This is a genomic window from Streptomyces sp. NPDC001219, from assembly GCF_053597915.1.
Genome location: NZ_JBSFJF010000050.1, coordinates 46,053 through 60,062, shown reverse-complemented (window position 1 = coordinate 60,062; position 14,010 = coordinate 46,053). Strand labels below are relative to the sequence as shown.

Below are 14,010 nucleotides of genomic sequence, written 5' to 3'. Positions count from 1 at the left end.
CCGGCCTTGATCAGGTTCTCGGCCATGGGCGAGCCCATGATGCCCAGACCGATCCACGCGACCTTGGGAAGACTGCTCATCAGGTGCCTCTTTCGCATCTCGGAAGGGGTGGGCGGCGGCGGAGGAAGGTGCGCGCCGTCCGCTTCTTTACGGGGGGCGGTGGCGCCGGGCGCGAGGTGCGCACCGCACCCGGCGTCACGGCCGGAAGTCCGGCGCGGTCCGTCGTACGGGCCGCCGCCGGCCGGGTCTCAGACCTTGAGCGGCTTGACCGCGGTGGGCGCGTGACCGGGCTCGGTCGCGAGGTCCTCCCACTCCTGGACACTGGCGATGTCGGAACCGCTCATCGAGATGTTGGTGATCCGTTCGAGGATGGCCTCGACGACGACCGGGACACGGTGCTCGGCGGCCAGCTTCTTGGCCTCCTCGAAGGCGGCGCCCAGCCGGCTCGGGTCGGTGACCCGGACCGCCTTGCAGCCCAGGCCCTCGGCGACCCTGACGTGATCCACGCCGTAGACACCCAGCTCCGGCGCGTTGATGTTCTCGAACTCCAGGTTGACCTGGAAGTTGATGTCGAGGTTGCGCTGCGCCTGCCGGATCAGGCCCAAGTAGGCGTTGTTCACCAGGACATGGACGTACGGGATGCGGTGCTGGGCACCGACGGCCAGCTCCTCGAGCATGAACTGGAAGTCGTAGTCGCCGGAGAGCGCGACGACCGGTGTCTCCGGGTCGGCGGTGGCGACGCCCAGCGCGGCCGGGATGGTCCAGCCGAGCGGGCCGGCCTGGCCGCAGTTGATCCAGTGGCGCGGCTTGTAGACGTGCAGCATCTGCGCGCCGGCGATCTGGGAGAGGCCGATGGTGGTGACGTAGCGGGTCTCCGGGCCGAAGGCCTTGTTCATCTCCTCGTAGACGCGCTGCGGCTTCATCGGGATGTCGTCGAAGTGGGTACGCCGCTGGAGCCGGGCCTTGCGCTCCTGGGTCGAGGCGGCCCAGTCGCCGCGGTCGGGCAGCTCGCCTGCGGCCTTCAGCTCCTTGGCCACCTCGACGAACAGCTCCAGCGCGGCCCTGGCGTCCGAGGCGATGCCGTAGTCGGGGGCGAAGATCTTGCCGATCTGGGTCGGCTCGATGTCGACATGGACGAACGTCCGGCCCCGGGTGTAGACGTCCAGCTTGCCGGTGTGGCGGTTGGCCCAGCGGTTGCCGATGCCCAGGACGAAATCGGACTCCAGGAAGTTCGCGTTGCCGTAGCGGTGCGAGGTCTGGAGGCCGACCATGCCGGCGTTCAGCTCGTGGTCGTCGGGGACGATGCCCCAGCCCATCAGCGTGGGAACGACCGGCGTACCGGTCAACTCGGCGAATTCCCGCAGCAGTTCGGAGGCGTCGGCGTTGATGATGCCACCGCCGGCGACGATCAGCGGCCGCTCGGACGCGTTGAGCATGGCGAGGGCCTTCTCGACCTGGGCGCGGGTGGCGGCCGGCTTGAAGGCCGGCAGCGGCGCGTAGGTATCGGGGTCGAAGTCGATCTCGGTCAGCTGGACGTCGATCGGCAGGTCGATGAGGACCGGGCCGGGGCGTCCGGAGCGCATCAGGTGGAAGGCCTGCTGGAAGACGCCGGGGACCTGCGCGGCCTCCATCACCGTGGTCGCGGCCTTGGTGACCGGCTTGGCGATGGCGGCGATGTCGACGGCCTGGAAGTCCTCCTTCTGGATCACCGCGGTGGGGGCCTGGCCGGTGATGCACAGGATCGGGATCGAGTCACCGATGGCGGAGTAGAGGCCGGTGATCATGTCCGTGCCGGCCGGCCCCGACGTGCCGATGCAGACGCCGATGTTGCCCGGGTGGGTCCGGGTGTAGCCCTCGGCCATGTGCGAGGCGCCCTCGACATGCCGCGCCAGCGTGTGGTCGACCCCGCCCGCGCCCTTGAGCGCCGCGTAGAAGGGGTTGATCGCGGCACCCGGCACTCCGAAGGCGTGGGTCACGCCCTCCCGCTTGAGGATCTCCACCGCGGCGCGGGCGGCTGTCATTCGAGGCATCGCGTACTCCTGCGTCGACCAGTCACGGGCAAGCTCCAGCGAAGCGCCAGAGGGGGGTAATTCCGTATCGCGGAATCAATGTTTTGCTTTATGGAAGGAAAGTAGAACGCGGCGTTCCCGTCGTCAAGGGGATGCGGGGCCCCTCGGACCGGCCGCCCGGGCGGAGGGACGCAGGTGACGCGCACCGCCGGAGGGCATCCGGCACACACAAGAAGCCGCACACCGGGCCCTGGCCCGATGTGCGACTCCGCGGCGGTTCCAGAAACGCACGAGGGCCCCGCCCAGCGACTGGGTGGGACCCTCGAATACCGGGAAGTCCGCCTGTTTTCCCGGGAGTTGACCTCAGCGAATCGGCATCCCCGAGAGCGTCCGGGCGATCACCAGGCGCTGGATCTCGCTGGTGCCTTCGAAGATGGTGTAGATGGCGGCGTCACGGTGCATCCGCTCGACCGGGTACTCGCGGGTGAAGCCGTTGCCGCCGAGGATCTGTACGGCCTGGGCGGTGACCTTCTTGGCGACCTCGCTGGCGAAGAGCTTCGACATGGAGCCCTCGGCAGAGGTGAACGGCTTGCCGGCCACCGCCATCCAGGAGGCGCGCCAGACGAGCAGGCGGGCGGCGTCGATCTGGGTGCACATATCGGCGAGCTGGAAGGCCACGCCCTGGTTGTCGATGATCGGGCGGCCGAACTGGGAGCGGGTCTTCGCGTACTCCAGTGCCTCCTCGTAGGCCGCCCGCGCGGTGCCGACCGCCATCGCGCCGACGGCGGGACGGGACGCCTCGAAGGTGGCCATCGCGGCGTTCTTCACCCTCTCACCGCCCTTCTTGGCGTTCTCGCGGGCCCGGGCGAGGCGCTCGTCGAGCTTCTCCTTGCCGCCGAGCAGGCAGTGGCCGGGCACCCGGACGTCCTCCAGGACGACCTCGGCGGTGTGCGAGGCGCGGATGCCGTGCTTCTTGAACTTCTGCCCCTGGGAGAGGCCGGGCGTGTTCGGGGGGACGATGAAGGAGGCGTGCCCCTTGGAGCCGGCATCCGGGTCGACGACCGCGACGACGACATGGACGTTGGCGATGCCGCCGTTGGTGGCCCAGGTCTTGGTGCCGTTGAGCACCCACTCGTCCTTGGCCTCGTCGTAGACCGCACGGGTCCGCATGGCGGCGACGTCCGAGCCGGCGTCCGGTTCCGACGAGCAGAAGGCGGCGACCTTGACGTCGTTGACGTCGCCGTACATCTGCGGGACCCAGGTGCCGATCTGCTCCTCCGTGCCGTTCGCGAGCACGCCGACGGCGGCCAGACCGGTGCCCACGATGGACAGACCGATACCGGCGTCACCCCAGAACAGCTCCTCCATCGCCATGGGGATGCCGAGGCCCGTCGGGTCGAAGAACTGCTGGGCGTAGAAGTCGAGGGAGTACAGGCCGATCTTGGCGGCCTCCTGGATCACGGGCCAGGGGGTCTCCTCGCGCTCGTCCCACTCGGCGGCGGCGGGGCGCATGACGTCCGCGGCGAAGCCGTGAATCCAGTCACGGACATCCTTCTGCTCGTCGTTGAGCTCCATGGTGAACTCGGCCATGTCCCCTCCAGCTGCCCAGGCATTACTGTGTTACTAGCGGTAACCCGAAGTGTGTTACTCGCCAGTAAGAAATGTCAACTCCCCTGGGAACGAAATCGCCGTGGAGATCGGGTGTTACGTTGCGCCAGCGCCACGGATTCACAAGGGTGGGGAGCACGACCATGGAAAGCACAGGGCACAGCGGCAGCCGGCAGACGGCGACCGAGCGCCGACGGCGGGAGCTGCTGGAGGCCGCCGAGCGCATTGTGCTGCGCGACGGCCCGGACGCCTCGATGAACGCCATCGCCGCCGAGGCCGGCATCACCAAGCCGATCCTCTACCGGCACTTCGGCGACAAGGGCGGGCTGTACCGCGCACTCGCCGTACGGCACACGGACGCCTTGCTCGCCAATCTGGCGACCGCGCTGGACGCTCCCGTACTACGCCGGGACCGGGTCGAGGCCACCCTCGACGCCTACCTGCTCGCGATCGAGGCCCGGCCGCAGGTCTACCGCTTCCTGATGCACCCGTCGGACGAGGACAACGCCTCCGAGTCCGGCTTCGACGTCGGGCGGCACTCCGCCCCCCTGCTGCGCCGGCTCGGCGAGGAGCTGGCCAAGGTGATCACCGACCGGCTCGACCTGGGACCGGGCGGCGAGCTGACGGCACGCGTCTGGGGCCATGGCATCGTCGGCATGATGCAGCACGCCGGTGACTGGTGGCTGCGCGAACGTCCCTGCTCACGCGAGGAGTTGGTCAAGCAGCTGGCCGATCTGCTCTGGGGGCAGCTGGTCGCGGTCGAGGACCGCGCGGACGGCCCCGGCTTCTGAGCACCGGTCGGCGAAACGGCGGGCGGCGCCGGTCGGTGACACCGGCGGGCGCCGCCCGTCGCTCAGCGGCCGGACGCCCCCGCCGGTGCGGCCCACGGGGCCTTCGCCGCGGCGCGCAGCGCCCGGCGGCGGCGCAGTCCGGTGAGGTGGTCGACGTAGAGGCCGCCGTCGAGGTGGTCGCACTCGTGCTGGAGGCAGCGGGCGAAGAAGCCGGTGCCGGTCACCGTCCTGGGTTCACCGGTCAGGCTCACCCCGGTCACGACGGTGTGGTCGTGGCGCGGGGTGCCGGCCTCGATGCCGGGGAGCGAGAGACAGCCCTCGGGCCCGCGGATGACCGGGCCGTCGACGTCGACGAGCCGGGGGTTGACGAGGTGCCCCAGATGGCGGCGATCCTCGTCGTCGGGGCAGTCGTAGACGAACACCCGCAGCGGGACGCCGATCTGGTTGGCGGCGAGACCCACCCCGTGCGCGGCGTACATTGTCGCGTACATGTCCTCGACCAGCCGGGCCAGCTCGTCGTCGAAGACGGTGACCTCCTGGCAGGGCTCGGTCAGGGCCGGATCGCCGAGCAGGCGCAGCGGGCGGACATGGCCGGAACTGCCGGGAATGGTGCGGGGACGCATGGGGACAAGCGTACGGTCCTGAACACAGCGGATGTCGCCGCACGGGTGGCGGGGTTCGGGGCTGCGGCCGGATCTCGATAGGCTGATCCCCGACCGAAGCCCCGGCCGGTCATCGGCTGCGGAGGAGGCGTTCCACCGGTAGCCCCACGGCAGGCGGGCGCCGGATGCAAGGAGGATCGAAGACGATGGCAGGCAACACGGAGCCGCTGTCGCCGCGGGCCAAGCTGGCCGTGACGGCAGGCAAGGCCGCGGCGGCGGTATCGCGCGCGGCGGGCCGCGGCAGCGGATCGGTGATCGGTGGCCGGGTGGCGCTCAAGCTCGACCCCGACCTGCTGGCCCGGCTGGCCCGGCACCTGGACGTCATCCTGGTGTCGGCGACCAATGGCAAGACGACCACGACGCGACTGATCGCGGAGGCGCTGCGGGCCAGCGGCCCGGTGGTCTCCAACGCGCTCGGCGCCAACATGCCGGCCGGCATCACCTCCGCGCTGGCGGGTGGATCGGACGCCAAGTACGGCGTCATCGAGGTGGACGAGAAGTACCTCTCCGGCGTGGCCCGCGATGTGACGCCGAAGGCCATAGCGCTGCTGAACCTCTCGCGCGACCAGCTCGACCGTGCCGCGGAGACCCGCATGCTGGCCGAGCACTGGCGCGAGGGGCTGGCGGGCTCCAAGGCCCTGATCATCGCCAACGCGGACGACCCGCTGATCGTGTGGGCGGCCTCGTCGTCCGCGAACGTGGTGTGGGTCGCGGCCGGACAGGAGTGGAAGGACGACGCCTGGTCCTGCCCCTCGTGCGGTGGTGTGATGCAGCGGCCGGGCGACGACTGGTTCTGCGCCGAGTGCGGTTTCCGCCGCCCCACCCCCAGCTGGGCGCTGTCCGGCGACCATGTCCTGGACCCGCACGGCAGCGCCTGGCCGATCAAGCTCCAGCTGCCGGGCCGCGCCAACAAGGCCAACGCCACCACGTCCGCCGCGGTCGCCGCCGCGTTCGGGGTGCCGCCGCAGGTGGCCCTGGAGCGGATGTACTCGGTGCAGGCGGTGGCCGGGCGCTATGACGTGGTCACGTTCATGGAGCGAGAGCTGCGGCTGCTGCTGGCGAAGAACCCGGCCGGCTGGCTGGAGACGTTCTCGCTGATCGACCCGCCGCCCACCCCGGTGATCATGTCGGTGAACGCACGCGGCGCGGACGGCACCGACACCTCCTGGCTGTGGGACGTCGACTACACCCGGCTGGCCGGGCACCCCATCTTCGTGCTCGGGGACCGCAAGCTGGACCTGGCGGTGCGGCTGGAGGTCGCAGGCCTCGACTTCCAGGTCTGCGAGAGCCTCGACGAGGCGGTGCAGCTGGCACCGCCCGGCCGGATCGAGATCATCGCCAACTACACGGCCTTCCAGGACCTGCGCCGGCGCGTGGGCAACTGACGTGATGCGCGGACAAGGACGAGCGAGCATGAGTGACAACAGCCTGCGCCTGGTGTGGATCTACCCGGACCTGCTGAGCACGTACGGCGACCAGGGGAACGCCCTGGTGGTGGAGCGGCGGGCGCGCCAGCGCGGTCTGGACGTCCAGCGCCTGGACGTACGGTCCGACCAGCAGATCCCCACCTCCGGCGACATCTACCTGATCGGCGGCGGTGAGGACCGGCCGCAGCGGCTGGCCTCCGAGCGGCTGATCCGCGACGGCGGTCTGAGCCGTGCGGTCTCCAACGGTGCGATCGTGTTCTCGGTGTGCGCCGGCTACCAGATCCTGGGTCATGAGTTCATCAACGACCTCGGGGAGCGGCAGCAGGGCCTGGGTCTGCTGGACGTGGTGAGCGCCCGCGGCGAGGCCGAGCGCTGCGTCGGTGACGTACTCGCCGACATCGACCCGCAGTTGGGGCTGCCGCCGCTGACCGGCTTCGAGAACCACCAGGGTGTGACGCACCTGGGCAAGACCGCCCGGCCGTTCGCCAAGGTGCGCTTCGGCAAGGGCAACGGCGTCGGCGACGGCTACGAGGGCGCGTGGAACGACACCGTCTTCGGTACGTACATGCACGGTCCGGTGATGGCGCGCAATCCGCACATCGCCGACCTGCTGATCAAGCTGGCCCTCGATGTGAACGCGCTGCCCCCGGTGGACGACACCTGGTACGAGGCGCTGCGCCAGGAGCGGATCGCCGCGGCCACCCAGCCCGCCTAAGGACCGCTTGGTTCGCTTCCGGGCGTTTCCGCTCCTGGTCACGCGCCCGGAATGACGGCATTCCGTACGCCCGCAGTCCGCACTGCGGGCGTACGTGCTCCCGGTGGCCCCGCGCTTGTAGGGTGTGCGGAATCCAACCGGACGACGGGGTCCGGGCCCCCGGTTGAGTTGCAGAGGTTTTGCGAGCAATGCGTATTGGTGTCCTCACCTCCGGCGGCGACTGCCCCGGACTGAACGCCGTCATCCGGTCCGTCGTCCACCGCGCCACCGCCGATCACGGCGATGAGGTGATCGGCTTCCGTGACGGCTGGAAGGGCCTGCTGGAGTGCGACTACCGCAAGCTCGACCTCGATGCCGTCGGCGGCATCCTGGCCCGCGGTGGCACCATCCTCGGGTCGTCCCGGGTCCAGCCGGCACATCTGCGGGACGGCGTGGAGCGGGCCCGCGGCCATGTCGCCGAGCTGGGCCTGGACGCGATCATCCCGATCGGCGGTGAGGGCACGCTGAAGGCGGCGCGGCTGCTGTCGGACGCCGGGCTGCCGATCGTCGGCGTGCCGAAGACCATCGACAACGACATCGCGGTCACGGATGTGACGTTCGGCTTCGACACCGCGGTGGGCGTCGCCACCGAGGCGCTGGACCGGCTCAAGACCACCGCCGAGTCGCATCAGCGGGTGATGATCGTCGAGGTGATGGGGCGACACACCGGCTGGATCGCGCTGCACTCGGGGATGGCGGCCGGTGCGCACGCGATCGTGGTGCCGGAGCGTCCCTTCGACATCGAGGAGCTGACCGCCCGGGTCTCGGCGCGCTTCGAGGCCGGCAAGAAGTTCGCGATCGTGGTCGTCGCCGAGGGCGCCAAGCCGCGCGAGGGCACCATGTCCTTCGACATCGGCGGCAAGGACATGTACGGCCACGAGCGCTTCGCCGGCGTCGCCCGGCAGCTGTCCGTGGAGCTGGAGGAGCGGCTCGGCAAGGAGGCGCGTCCGGTCATCCTCGGGCACGTCCAGCGCGGCGGCACCCCGACCGCGTACGACCGGGTGCTCGCCACCCGCTTCGGCTGGCACGCCGTCGAGGCCGCGCACCGCGGTGAGTTCGGGATGATGACGGCGCTGCGCGGCACCGACATCACGCTGGTGCCGCTGGCGGAGGCCGTGGAGACGCTCAAGACGGTGCCCGCCGAGCGCTACGGCGAGGCCGAGTGCGTGCTGTGACCTCCGTGGTCGCCGCGCGATAGGCGCGCCCCACACGAACCGCCCCCGGCCGATTCCCCGGCCGGGGGCGGTTCTAGTCTTGTCGCCGGAGCATTGGTACGAATCAGGAGCGAGCGGATGGATCACAGCGGGCACGGCATGGACGGCATGAACATGGATCTGCCGCCGTTCACGCTGGGGAGAGGCCTGGAGTTCGGTGGTGATCCGGTCTTTCTCGTCGGCTGTCTGCTGGGGCTGGGGCTGTACGGCTGGGCCGTCGTCCGGCTGCGGCGCCGGGGGGACTCCTGGCCGGCGGGCCGTACCGTCGCCTGGGCGCTGGGCGTCCTGTCGGTGGCACTGGTGATGTGCACCGGGCTCAACGACTACGGCATGGCGATGTTCAGCGTGCACATGGTCCAGCACATGGTCATCAGCATGCTCTCGCCGATCCTGCTGCTGCTCGGGGCGCCGGTCACGCTGGCGCTGCGCGCCCTGCCGGCCGCCGGCCGCGGCCGCAAGGGACCGCGGGAACTGCTGGTCGCGCTGCTGCACAGCCGCTACATGCGGATCATCACGCACCCGGCCTTCACCATCCCGCTGTTCATCGCGAGCCTCTACGCGCTCTACTTCTCGCCGCTGTTCGACTTCCTGATGGAGTCCCGGGCCGGGCACATCGGGATGATGGTGCACTTCCTCGCGGTGGGCCTGGTGTTCTTCTGGCCGATCATGGGCGTCGACCCGGGCCCGCACCGGCCGGGTTACGTGATGCGGATGCTGGAGCTGTTCGCGGGCATGCCGTTCCACGCGTTCTTCGGCATCGCGCTGATGATGGCCTCGGAGCCGATGGTCGGCACCTTCCTGAACCCGCCCGCCTCGCTCGGGATCGACGCGCTGTCCGACCAGTCGGCGGCCGGCGGGATCGCCTGGGCCTTCAGCGAGATCCCGTCCGTGGTGGTGCTGATCGCCCTGGTCTTCCAGTGGTACAAGTCCGAGGAGCGCCAGGCGCAGCGCGCGGACCGGGCCGCCGACCGCAACGGGGACAAGGACCTGGCCGACTACAACGCCTACCTCGCCTCGCTCAACGCACGGGGGCAGTGACCGCACACCGCGCCTGTGGCGGTACGGGCCGCGGCCGGGGACGATGGTCCCATGGCCGCGGCCCGCGTCGTTCGGTCGGCGCCCCGGCCGCCGTGAGGAGGGTGCGGGTATGCCCGGATCTGTGAAGGCGATGGCCGTGTGCACGGTGGGCGGGCTGGTGGCCGCGACCGCCTACACCGTGGCGCTGGGCTCCAATGGGTGGGTCTGGTTCTTCTGGGTGGTGGTGGCGCTGGTGACGGTCGGCGTGGTGGCCGCGCGGCCGGTCTGAGCCGGGCCGGCCGGGGCGCCGTTCAGAAGCGGAAGACCGGCCCGGTGGCGGAGTCCATGGTGCAGGCGTTGGGGAACTCCTTGCGCCAGTTGACCGGGATGCCGCGCCAGGTGCCGGTCGCGGTGACGGTGACCGGGTCGTACTCCCTGGTGCAGGTGTGCGGCTCGCCGGGCAGCGCGTCCAGGTCGCCGCGGGCCCAGGTCAGCGCGTCACACGCGGCATGCGCGTGCGGATGTCTGCGGTGGATGTCCGGGCAGCTGAGCCGCACCCCGCGGCTCCAGGAGCTGCCCGCTCCGGTCATGGTGAGCACCAGGCCCTGATCTGCGGCCGGCGGCTCGTCGGCGCCGGCCGGACCGGCGCAGAGCAGGGCCGCGGACAGCGTGGCGAGCACGGTGGCGGGCAGGGCGGATCGGCGTCGACGGCTCACGGGCATCGCGGTCTCCTGGGGAACGCTCGGTGGGTTCACATGCCGGAGCCCGACAGGGACACGCGGCGCCCGGCGGCCCCAGGCCATCCCGCCGCGCCCGCACGGACAAGCGGCCACGCCGTGAGGTCGCCCGTACGGCCTGCGGATACCGCCCGGAGACAGGGTGGCCGGCAGCGGAGGAGGCGGCTCCGCTGCCGGCCACCGGACCGGGGTTACCCCACGCGCTCGATGCGGGCGCGCCGGATCAGGTTCTTGCCCTCCTCACGGACCTCCTCGAACGCCGCGTTGTTCAGCAGCGCGCAGCTGCCCGAGGTGGAGGTGACGGAGACGGTCGTCGACTTGTTGTTGTCCAGGTTGGTCACCTTCAGTTCGGTGCCGATGGGGAACTCGCCGCTGGACGCCGCGGGTGCGCCGCCCTCGCCGGAGAGGGTCACCGTCGAGCCGGGGCACACCACGTCGCCGTCGCCGGCCGGCGGGGCTCCCGTCGCGGACGAGTCACCGGACGCGGGCGGGTCGTCCGAGGCGGGTGGCTGCGCCGATCCGGACGGGTCCTGCGACCCGGACGCGCCGCCGCCGGCGGGTGGCTGCTCCGCCGTCGGCGGGGCGCCCTCGGCCGCGTCCCCGCCCTCGGCGCACCCGGAGGCCCGCTGCTTCAGCTGGATCTCCTTGATCACGGCCTGCCGGTTGGCGATCCGCGCCGCCGACTGGGCGTCCGGCTTGGCCTGCTGGTCGGCGATGAACTGCTGGTTGTTCTTCAGCGCGGTGGACAGTCCCTCGCAGGCCGACGACGCCTGGCTGGTGCCCGTGGTGGCGATGGCGATGCCGCCGACCAGTGCCGCGGCGCTGACGCAGATGAGGATCTTCTGCCGCCGGCCGACCTTCTTCTTTCGGGACATCTGTGACTCCTGTCCTCGGCCCGGATGGTGGGGACGGGCTCGGTTGCCGGGCAGTACGGCGGGTCAACCGGGCATCGCTCAAGCAGAGTCGAAAGTTGTCCGCGGATGCCAAAGCGGCTACCGAAAGGGAAGAAGTCGGCGGTGGCGTCCCGGGGCTACGGCTCGCGCCGCCGGACCAGTGGGGCGCCCGCCGTCAGGACGCGCTCGGCCTGCTCCGGCGGGAGGGCCTCGGTGAGGAAGGTGACGGCGCGCCGCAGTCGCGGTCCGTTCTGGTAGGGGAAGTCGGTGCCGAGCAGCAGCCGGTCGGGCTCCTCGAAGAGCGCGGTGAAGGCGGGGTCGTCGAGGCTGCGGCCGAAGATGTCGGTGGTCACGCCGGCCCCCGCCATGCCCAGTTCGTCGAGTGCGCGGGCCAACTCCGCCAGGGAGGCGTCGAGATGCGGCAGCGGGAGCGGGAGCGCAGCGAACGCGGCGAAGCGGGCGGGGTGGTCCCGGACCAGGCCGGCGTAGTGGTCGTTGGCGTACCGGGCGGCCGTGACCGCCTGCCCGGCATCCGCGAAGTACGGGCCCTGGGGCGACACGGACAGGATCTGGTGGTCGATACCGGCGGCGTCGTTCAGCGCGAACCGGGCCGCCAGGTCCTGAGCGCTGTCACCGGCGCCCAGACCGCGGTGCGCGACGGCCTCCCGGCGCCCGTAGGACTCCAGGAGCCGGAGGTAGCCCTCGCTCCAGAGATGGGCGTGCACGTCGGTGCGCATCCCCCTCAGCGTCACGCCGGGGCGGTGGTGTGTCCACCGGGGCGCGCGGCACCGGGGCTGCGCGCCGGGGCGGGCCACCGCGGCCGGGGCAGCCGCGGGCGCCGGGAAAGAGTCAGCATCGATCCGGTCGAAGGTACTTACCCACCACGGCACTTGCCCATAGACTCACTGGCCGTTCCGGGCAGCCCATGTGACCTGCGACGAGGTGGCCGCCCCGGCGAGCCGACGGAATGGAGAGCTGCCCTGTGCTCTACCAGGTGCTGAAGTACCTGCTTCTGGGGCCGTTGCTGCGGCTGGTGTTCCGGCCGCGGATCGAAGGACTCGATCATGTGCCGGAGGAGGGCGCGGCGATCATCGCCGGCAATCATCTGTCGTTCGCCGATCACTTCGTGATGCCGGCGATCGTGCCGCGCCGGGTGACCTTCCTGGCCAAGGCCGAGTACTTCACCGGCCCCGGTCTGAAGGGGCGGCTGACCGCGGCGTTCTTCCGGGGCGTCGGGCAGATCCCGGTCGACCGGTCCGGCGGCCGGGCCTCGCAGGCGGCGATCTCCTCGGGCCTCTCCGTGCTGCGCAAGGGACGGCTGCTGGGCATCTACCCGGAGGGCACCCGCTCGCACGACGGCCGGCTCTACAAGGGGCGTACCGGCGTCGCCGCGATGGCCCTCCGGGCCGGGGTGCCGGTGGTGCCGTGCGCCATGATCGGCACATTCGAGGCCCAGCCGACGGGCCGGCGGCTGCCGCGCATCATGCGGATCACCATCCGCTTCGGCGCCCCGCTGGACTTCTCGCGCTATGCGGGGCTGGAGGACGAACGCACCGTGCTGCGCGCCGTCACCGACGAGATCATGTACGCGATCCTCACCCTGTCCGGGCAGGAGTACGTCGACACCTACGCGGGCGAGGCCAAGGCCGAGGCGCAGGCACAGGCGCGGGCTCAGGGGCGGCGGGGGCACGGGAGCGGGAAGGGGCCCGCGCGCTGAAGGGCGGGCCGGGGCCGGAGCGCCTTGCGCCGTGGGCGAACCGTCAGGCGGCCGCCGTCCGGCGGCCCTTAGTGTCCCGTCATGACTTCAGGCAGCGCAGTGGTGATAGGGGCGAGTGGGCAGATCGGGCGCGCAGCGGTGCGGGCCCTGGCGCGGGACGGCTGGGAGGTGCGGGCCGCGTCGCGGAACGGCGGGCGCGACGCCTCGTGGCCCGGGGAGGTCCGCTCGGTGGCGGTGGACCGGGAGGACGACACGGCGCTGGCCGGGCTGATCGGCGAGGGCTGTGACGTACTGCTGGACTGTGTGGCGTACGGCGCCGCGCACGCGCAGCAGCTGACGTCCCTGGCGGACCGGATCGGGTCGGCCGTGGTGATCTCCAGTTGCGTGGTGTACGAGGACGACCGCGGGCGCAGCTTCGCGACGATGGAGGAACCGGACGGCTTCCCGGTCTATCCGCTGCCCGTCCCGGAGTCCCAGCCGACCGTGCGGCCGGGCGACAAGGACTACGGCACCCGCAAGGCCGCCCTGGAACAGGCGCTGCTGGCGCTGGGCGACCGGCTGCCCGTGACGCTGCTGCGCGCCTGCGCCGTGCACGGCCCGTACAGTCCGCTGCCCCGTGAGCTGTACTTCGTCAAGCGGGTGCTGGACGGGCGCCGGGTGCGGGTGCTCGCCTACGGTGGCAGCAGCCAATTCCATCCGGTGCATGTCGACAACCTCGCGGAGCTGGTCCGCCTGGCGGCCCGCAAGCCGGGCTCACGGGTGCTCAACGCGGCCGACCCGCAGGCGCCGACGGTGGCCGAGATCTCCGCGGCGGTGGATGCGGCGATGGGCGCGCCGCGGAGCGAGATCGTGACGGTGGACGGTCCCCCGCCGTCGTCCGACGTCGGCGAAACCCCGTGGACGGTTCCGCATCCACTGGTCTACGACATGACCGCGGCGGAGCGCGAGTTGGGCTATCGCGCGGTGACGACGTACGAGGAGTCGCTGCCCGCGACGGTCTCCTGGCTGGCCGACCAGGTCAAGGGGCGGGACTGGTGGGAGCTGTTCCCGAGGATGGCCGGCTTCTATCCGGACGAGAAGCTGTTCGGGTACGCGGCCGAGGACCGGTGGCTGGCGGAGCGGGGCGGCCGGCACTGAGGGCCGCGGCGGACGGCGATATCCGTTCGCGGGGCGCACGGCCG

Annotated in this window: 15 protein-coding genes; 8 read left to right on the top strand and 7 right to left on the bottom strand. The window is 71.2% G+C overall.

The features are described 5' to 3' along the window. From ACWC9R_RS27090 to ACWC9R_RS27080, 3 genes are all read right to left on the bottom strand, one after another. A partial coding sequence (locus ACWC9R_RS27090) for an NAD(P)-binding domain-containing protein (RefSeq protein ID WP_362611238.1) occupies positions 1-80 on the bottom strand: 80 nt, incomplete at its 3' end. A gap of 168 nt (positions 81-248) precedes the next feature. Next, a complete protein-coding gene (gene gcl, locus ACWC9R_RS27085; protein WP_450735322.1) occupies positions 249-2,030 on the bottom strand; it encodes a glyoxylate carboligase in 1,782 nt (593 codons plus the stop codon). 342 nt (positions 2,031-2,372) lie between these two features. Beyond that, a complete protein-coding gene (locus ACWC9R_RS27080) occupies positions 2,373-3,599 on the bottom strand; it encodes an acyl-CoA dehydrogenase family protein (RefSeq protein ID WP_450735320.1) in 1,227 nt (408 codons plus the stop codon). A gap of 161 nt (positions 3,600-3,760) precedes the next feature. On the opposite strand from ACWC9R_RS27080, the gene ACWC9R_RS27075 reads away from it, so the two are divergent. After that, complete coding sequence (locus tag ACWC9R_RS27075) at positions 3,761-4,408, top strand: TetR family transcriptional regulator (protein WP_450735318.1); 648 nt, start codon at positions 3,761-3,763, stop codon at positions 4,406-4,408. A gap of 62 nt (positions 4,409-4,470) precedes the next feature. On the opposite strand, the gene def is transcribed toward ACWC9R_RS27075, so the two are convergent. Beyond that, positions 4,471-5,031 carry a peptide deformylase gene (def, locus tag ACWC9R_RS27070; protein WP_362611231.1) on the bottom strand — a complete coding sequence of 187 codons (561 nt, stop codon included), beginning with the start codon at positions 5,029-5,031 and terminating at the stop codon, positions 4,471-4,473. Positions 5,032-5,216: 185 nt separating this feature from the next. On the opposite strand from def, the gene ACWC9R_RS27065 reads away from it, so the two are divergent. The 5 genes from ACWC9R_RS27065 (at position 5,217) to ACWC9R_RS27045 (ending at position 9,771) form a co-directional block, all read left to right on the top strand. Continuing rightward, positions 5,217-6,455 carry a MurT ligase domain-containing protein gene (locus tag ACWC9R_RS27065; protein ID WP_450735316.1) on the top strand — a complete coding sequence of 413 codons (1,239 nt, stop codon included), beginning with the start codon at positions 5,217-5,219 and terminating at the stop codon, positions 6,453-6,455. A 28-nt stretch (positions 6,456-6,483) separates the two neighbouring features. Then, the gene (locus ACWC9R_RS27060; protein WP_018092603.1) at positions 6,484-7,212 is read left to right on the top strand and encodes a type 1 glutamine amidotransferase; all 729 of its coding nucleotides are present in this window, start codon (positions 6,484-6,486) and stop codon (positions 7,210-7,212) included. Positions 7,213-7,400: 188 nt separating this feature from the next. Beyond that, complete coding sequence (locus ACWC9R_RS27055; protein WP_450735315.1) at positions 7,401-8,426, top strand: 6-phosphofructokinase; 1,026 nt, start codon at positions 7,401-7,403, stop codon at positions 8,424-8,426. Positions 8,427-8,543: 117 nt separating this feature from the next. Next, the gene (locus ACWC9R_RS27050) at positions 8,544-9,503 is read left to right on the top strand and encodes a cytochrome c oxidase assembly protein (RefSeq protein ID WP_450735313.1); all 960 of its coding nucleotides are present in this window, start codon (positions 8,544-8,546) and stop codon (positions 9,501-9,503) included. Between the two features lie 109 nt (positions 9,504-9,612). Next, positions 9,613-9,771, top strand: coding sequence for a hypothetical protein (locus ACWC9R_RS27045; protein ID WP_362611220.1), 159 nt, complete (start codon positions 9,613-9,615; stop codon positions 9,769-9,771). A 22-nt stretch (positions 9,772-9,793) separates the two neighbouring features. Here the strand turns inward: ACWC9R_RS27045 and ACWC9R_RS27040 are convergent, their stop codons facing one another. From ACWC9R_RS27040 to ACWC9R_RS27030, 3 genes are all read right to left on the bottom strand, one after another. Next, positions 9,794-10,204 carry an SSI family serine proteinase inhibitor gene (locus ACWC9R_RS27040; protein ID WP_450735311.1) on the bottom strand — a complete coding sequence of 137 codons (411 nt, stop codon included), beginning with the start codon at positions 10,202-10,204 and terminating at the stop codon, positions 9,794-9,796. Positions 10,205-10,410: 206 nt separating this feature from the next. After that, positions 10,411-11,094: a hypothetical protein gene (locus ACWC9R_RS27035; RefSeq protein WP_450735309.1), complete on the bottom strand. Its 684-nt coding sequence runs from the start codon at positions 11,092-11,094 to the stop codon at positions 10,411-10,413. 155 nt (positions 11,095-11,249) lie between these two features. Continuing rightward, positions 11,250-11,849 carry an amidohydrolase family protein gene (locus tag ACWC9R_RS27030; protein ID WP_450735308.1) on the bottom strand — a complete coding sequence of 200 codons (600 nt, stop codon included), beginning with the start codon at positions 11,847-11,849 and terminating at the stop codon, positions 11,250-11,252. Between the two features lie 245 nt (positions 11,850-12,094). On the opposite strand from ACWC9R_RS27030, the gene ACWC9R_RS27025 reads away from it, so the two are divergent. Beyond that, positions 12,095-12,829, top strand: coding sequence for a lysophospholipid acyltransferase family protein (locus tag ACWC9R_RS27025; protein ID WP_450735331.1), 735 nt, complete (start codon positions 12,095-12,097; stop codon positions 12,827-12,829). Positions 12,830-12,910: 81 nt separating this feature from the next. Next, a complete protein-coding gene (locus ACWC9R_RS27020) occupies positions 12,911-13,966 on the top strand; it encodes an NAD-dependent epimerase/dehydratase family protein (RefSeq protein ID WP_450735306.1) in 1,056 nt (351 codons plus the stop codon). Positions 13,967-14,010 lie beyond the last annotated feature (44 nt).

Bases quoted from the DNA above. Each gene is read 5' to 3' on its own strand.
- gcl (WP_450735322.1), bottom strand. From the start codon at position 2,030: ATGCCTCGAATGACAGCCGCCCGCGCCGCGGTGGAGATCCTCAAGCGG.
- ACWC9R_RS27080 (WP_450735320.1), bottom strand. From the start codon at position 3,599: ATGGCCGAGTTCACCATGGAGCTCAACGACGAGCAGAAGGATGTCCGT.
- ACWC9R_RS27075 (WP_450735318.1), top strand. From the start codon at position 3,761: ATGGAAAGCACAGGGCACAGCGGCAGCCGGCAGACGGCGACCGAGCGC.
- def (WP_362611231.1), bottom strand. From the start codon at position 5,031: ATGCGTCCCCGCACCATTCCCGGCAGTTCCGGCCATGTCCGCCCGCTG.
- ACWC9R_RS27065 (WP_450735316.1), top strand. From the start codon at position 5,217: ATGGCAGGCAACACGGAGCCGCTGTCGCCGCGGGCCAAGCTGGCCGTG.
- ACWC9R_RS27060 (WP_018092603.1), top strand. From the start codon at position 6,484: ATGAGTGACAACAGCCTGCGCCTGGTGTGGATCTACCCGGACCTGCTG.
- ACWC9R_RS27055 (WP_450735315.1), top strand. From the start codon at position 7,401: ATGCGTATTGGTGTCCTCACCTCCGGCGGCGACTGCCCCGGACTGAAC.
- ACWC9R_RS27050 (WP_450735313.1), top strand. From the start codon at position 8,544: ATGGATCACAGCGGGCACGGCATGGACGGCATGAACATGGATCTGCCG.
- ACWC9R_RS27045 (WP_362611220.1), top strand. From the start codon at position 9,613: ATGCCCGGATCTGTGAAGGCGATGGCCGTGTGCACGGTGGGCGGGCTG.
- ACWC9R_RS27040 (WP_450735311.1), bottom strand. From the start codon at position 10,204: ATGCCCGTGAGCCGTCGACGCCGATCCGCCCTGCCCGCCACCGTGCTC.
- ACWC9R_RS27035 (WP_450735309.1), bottom strand. From the start codon at position 11,094: ATGTCCCGAAAGAAGAAGGTCGGCCGGCGGCAGAAGATCCTCATCTGC.
- ACWC9R_RS27030 (WP_450735308.1), bottom strand. From the start codon at position 11,849: ATGCGCACCGACGTGCACGCCCATCTCTGGAGCGAGGGCTACCTCCGG.
- ACWC9R_RS27020 (WP_450735306.1), top strand. From the start codon at position 12,911: ATGACTTCAGGCAGCGCAGTGGTGATAGGGGCGAGTGGGCAGATCGGG.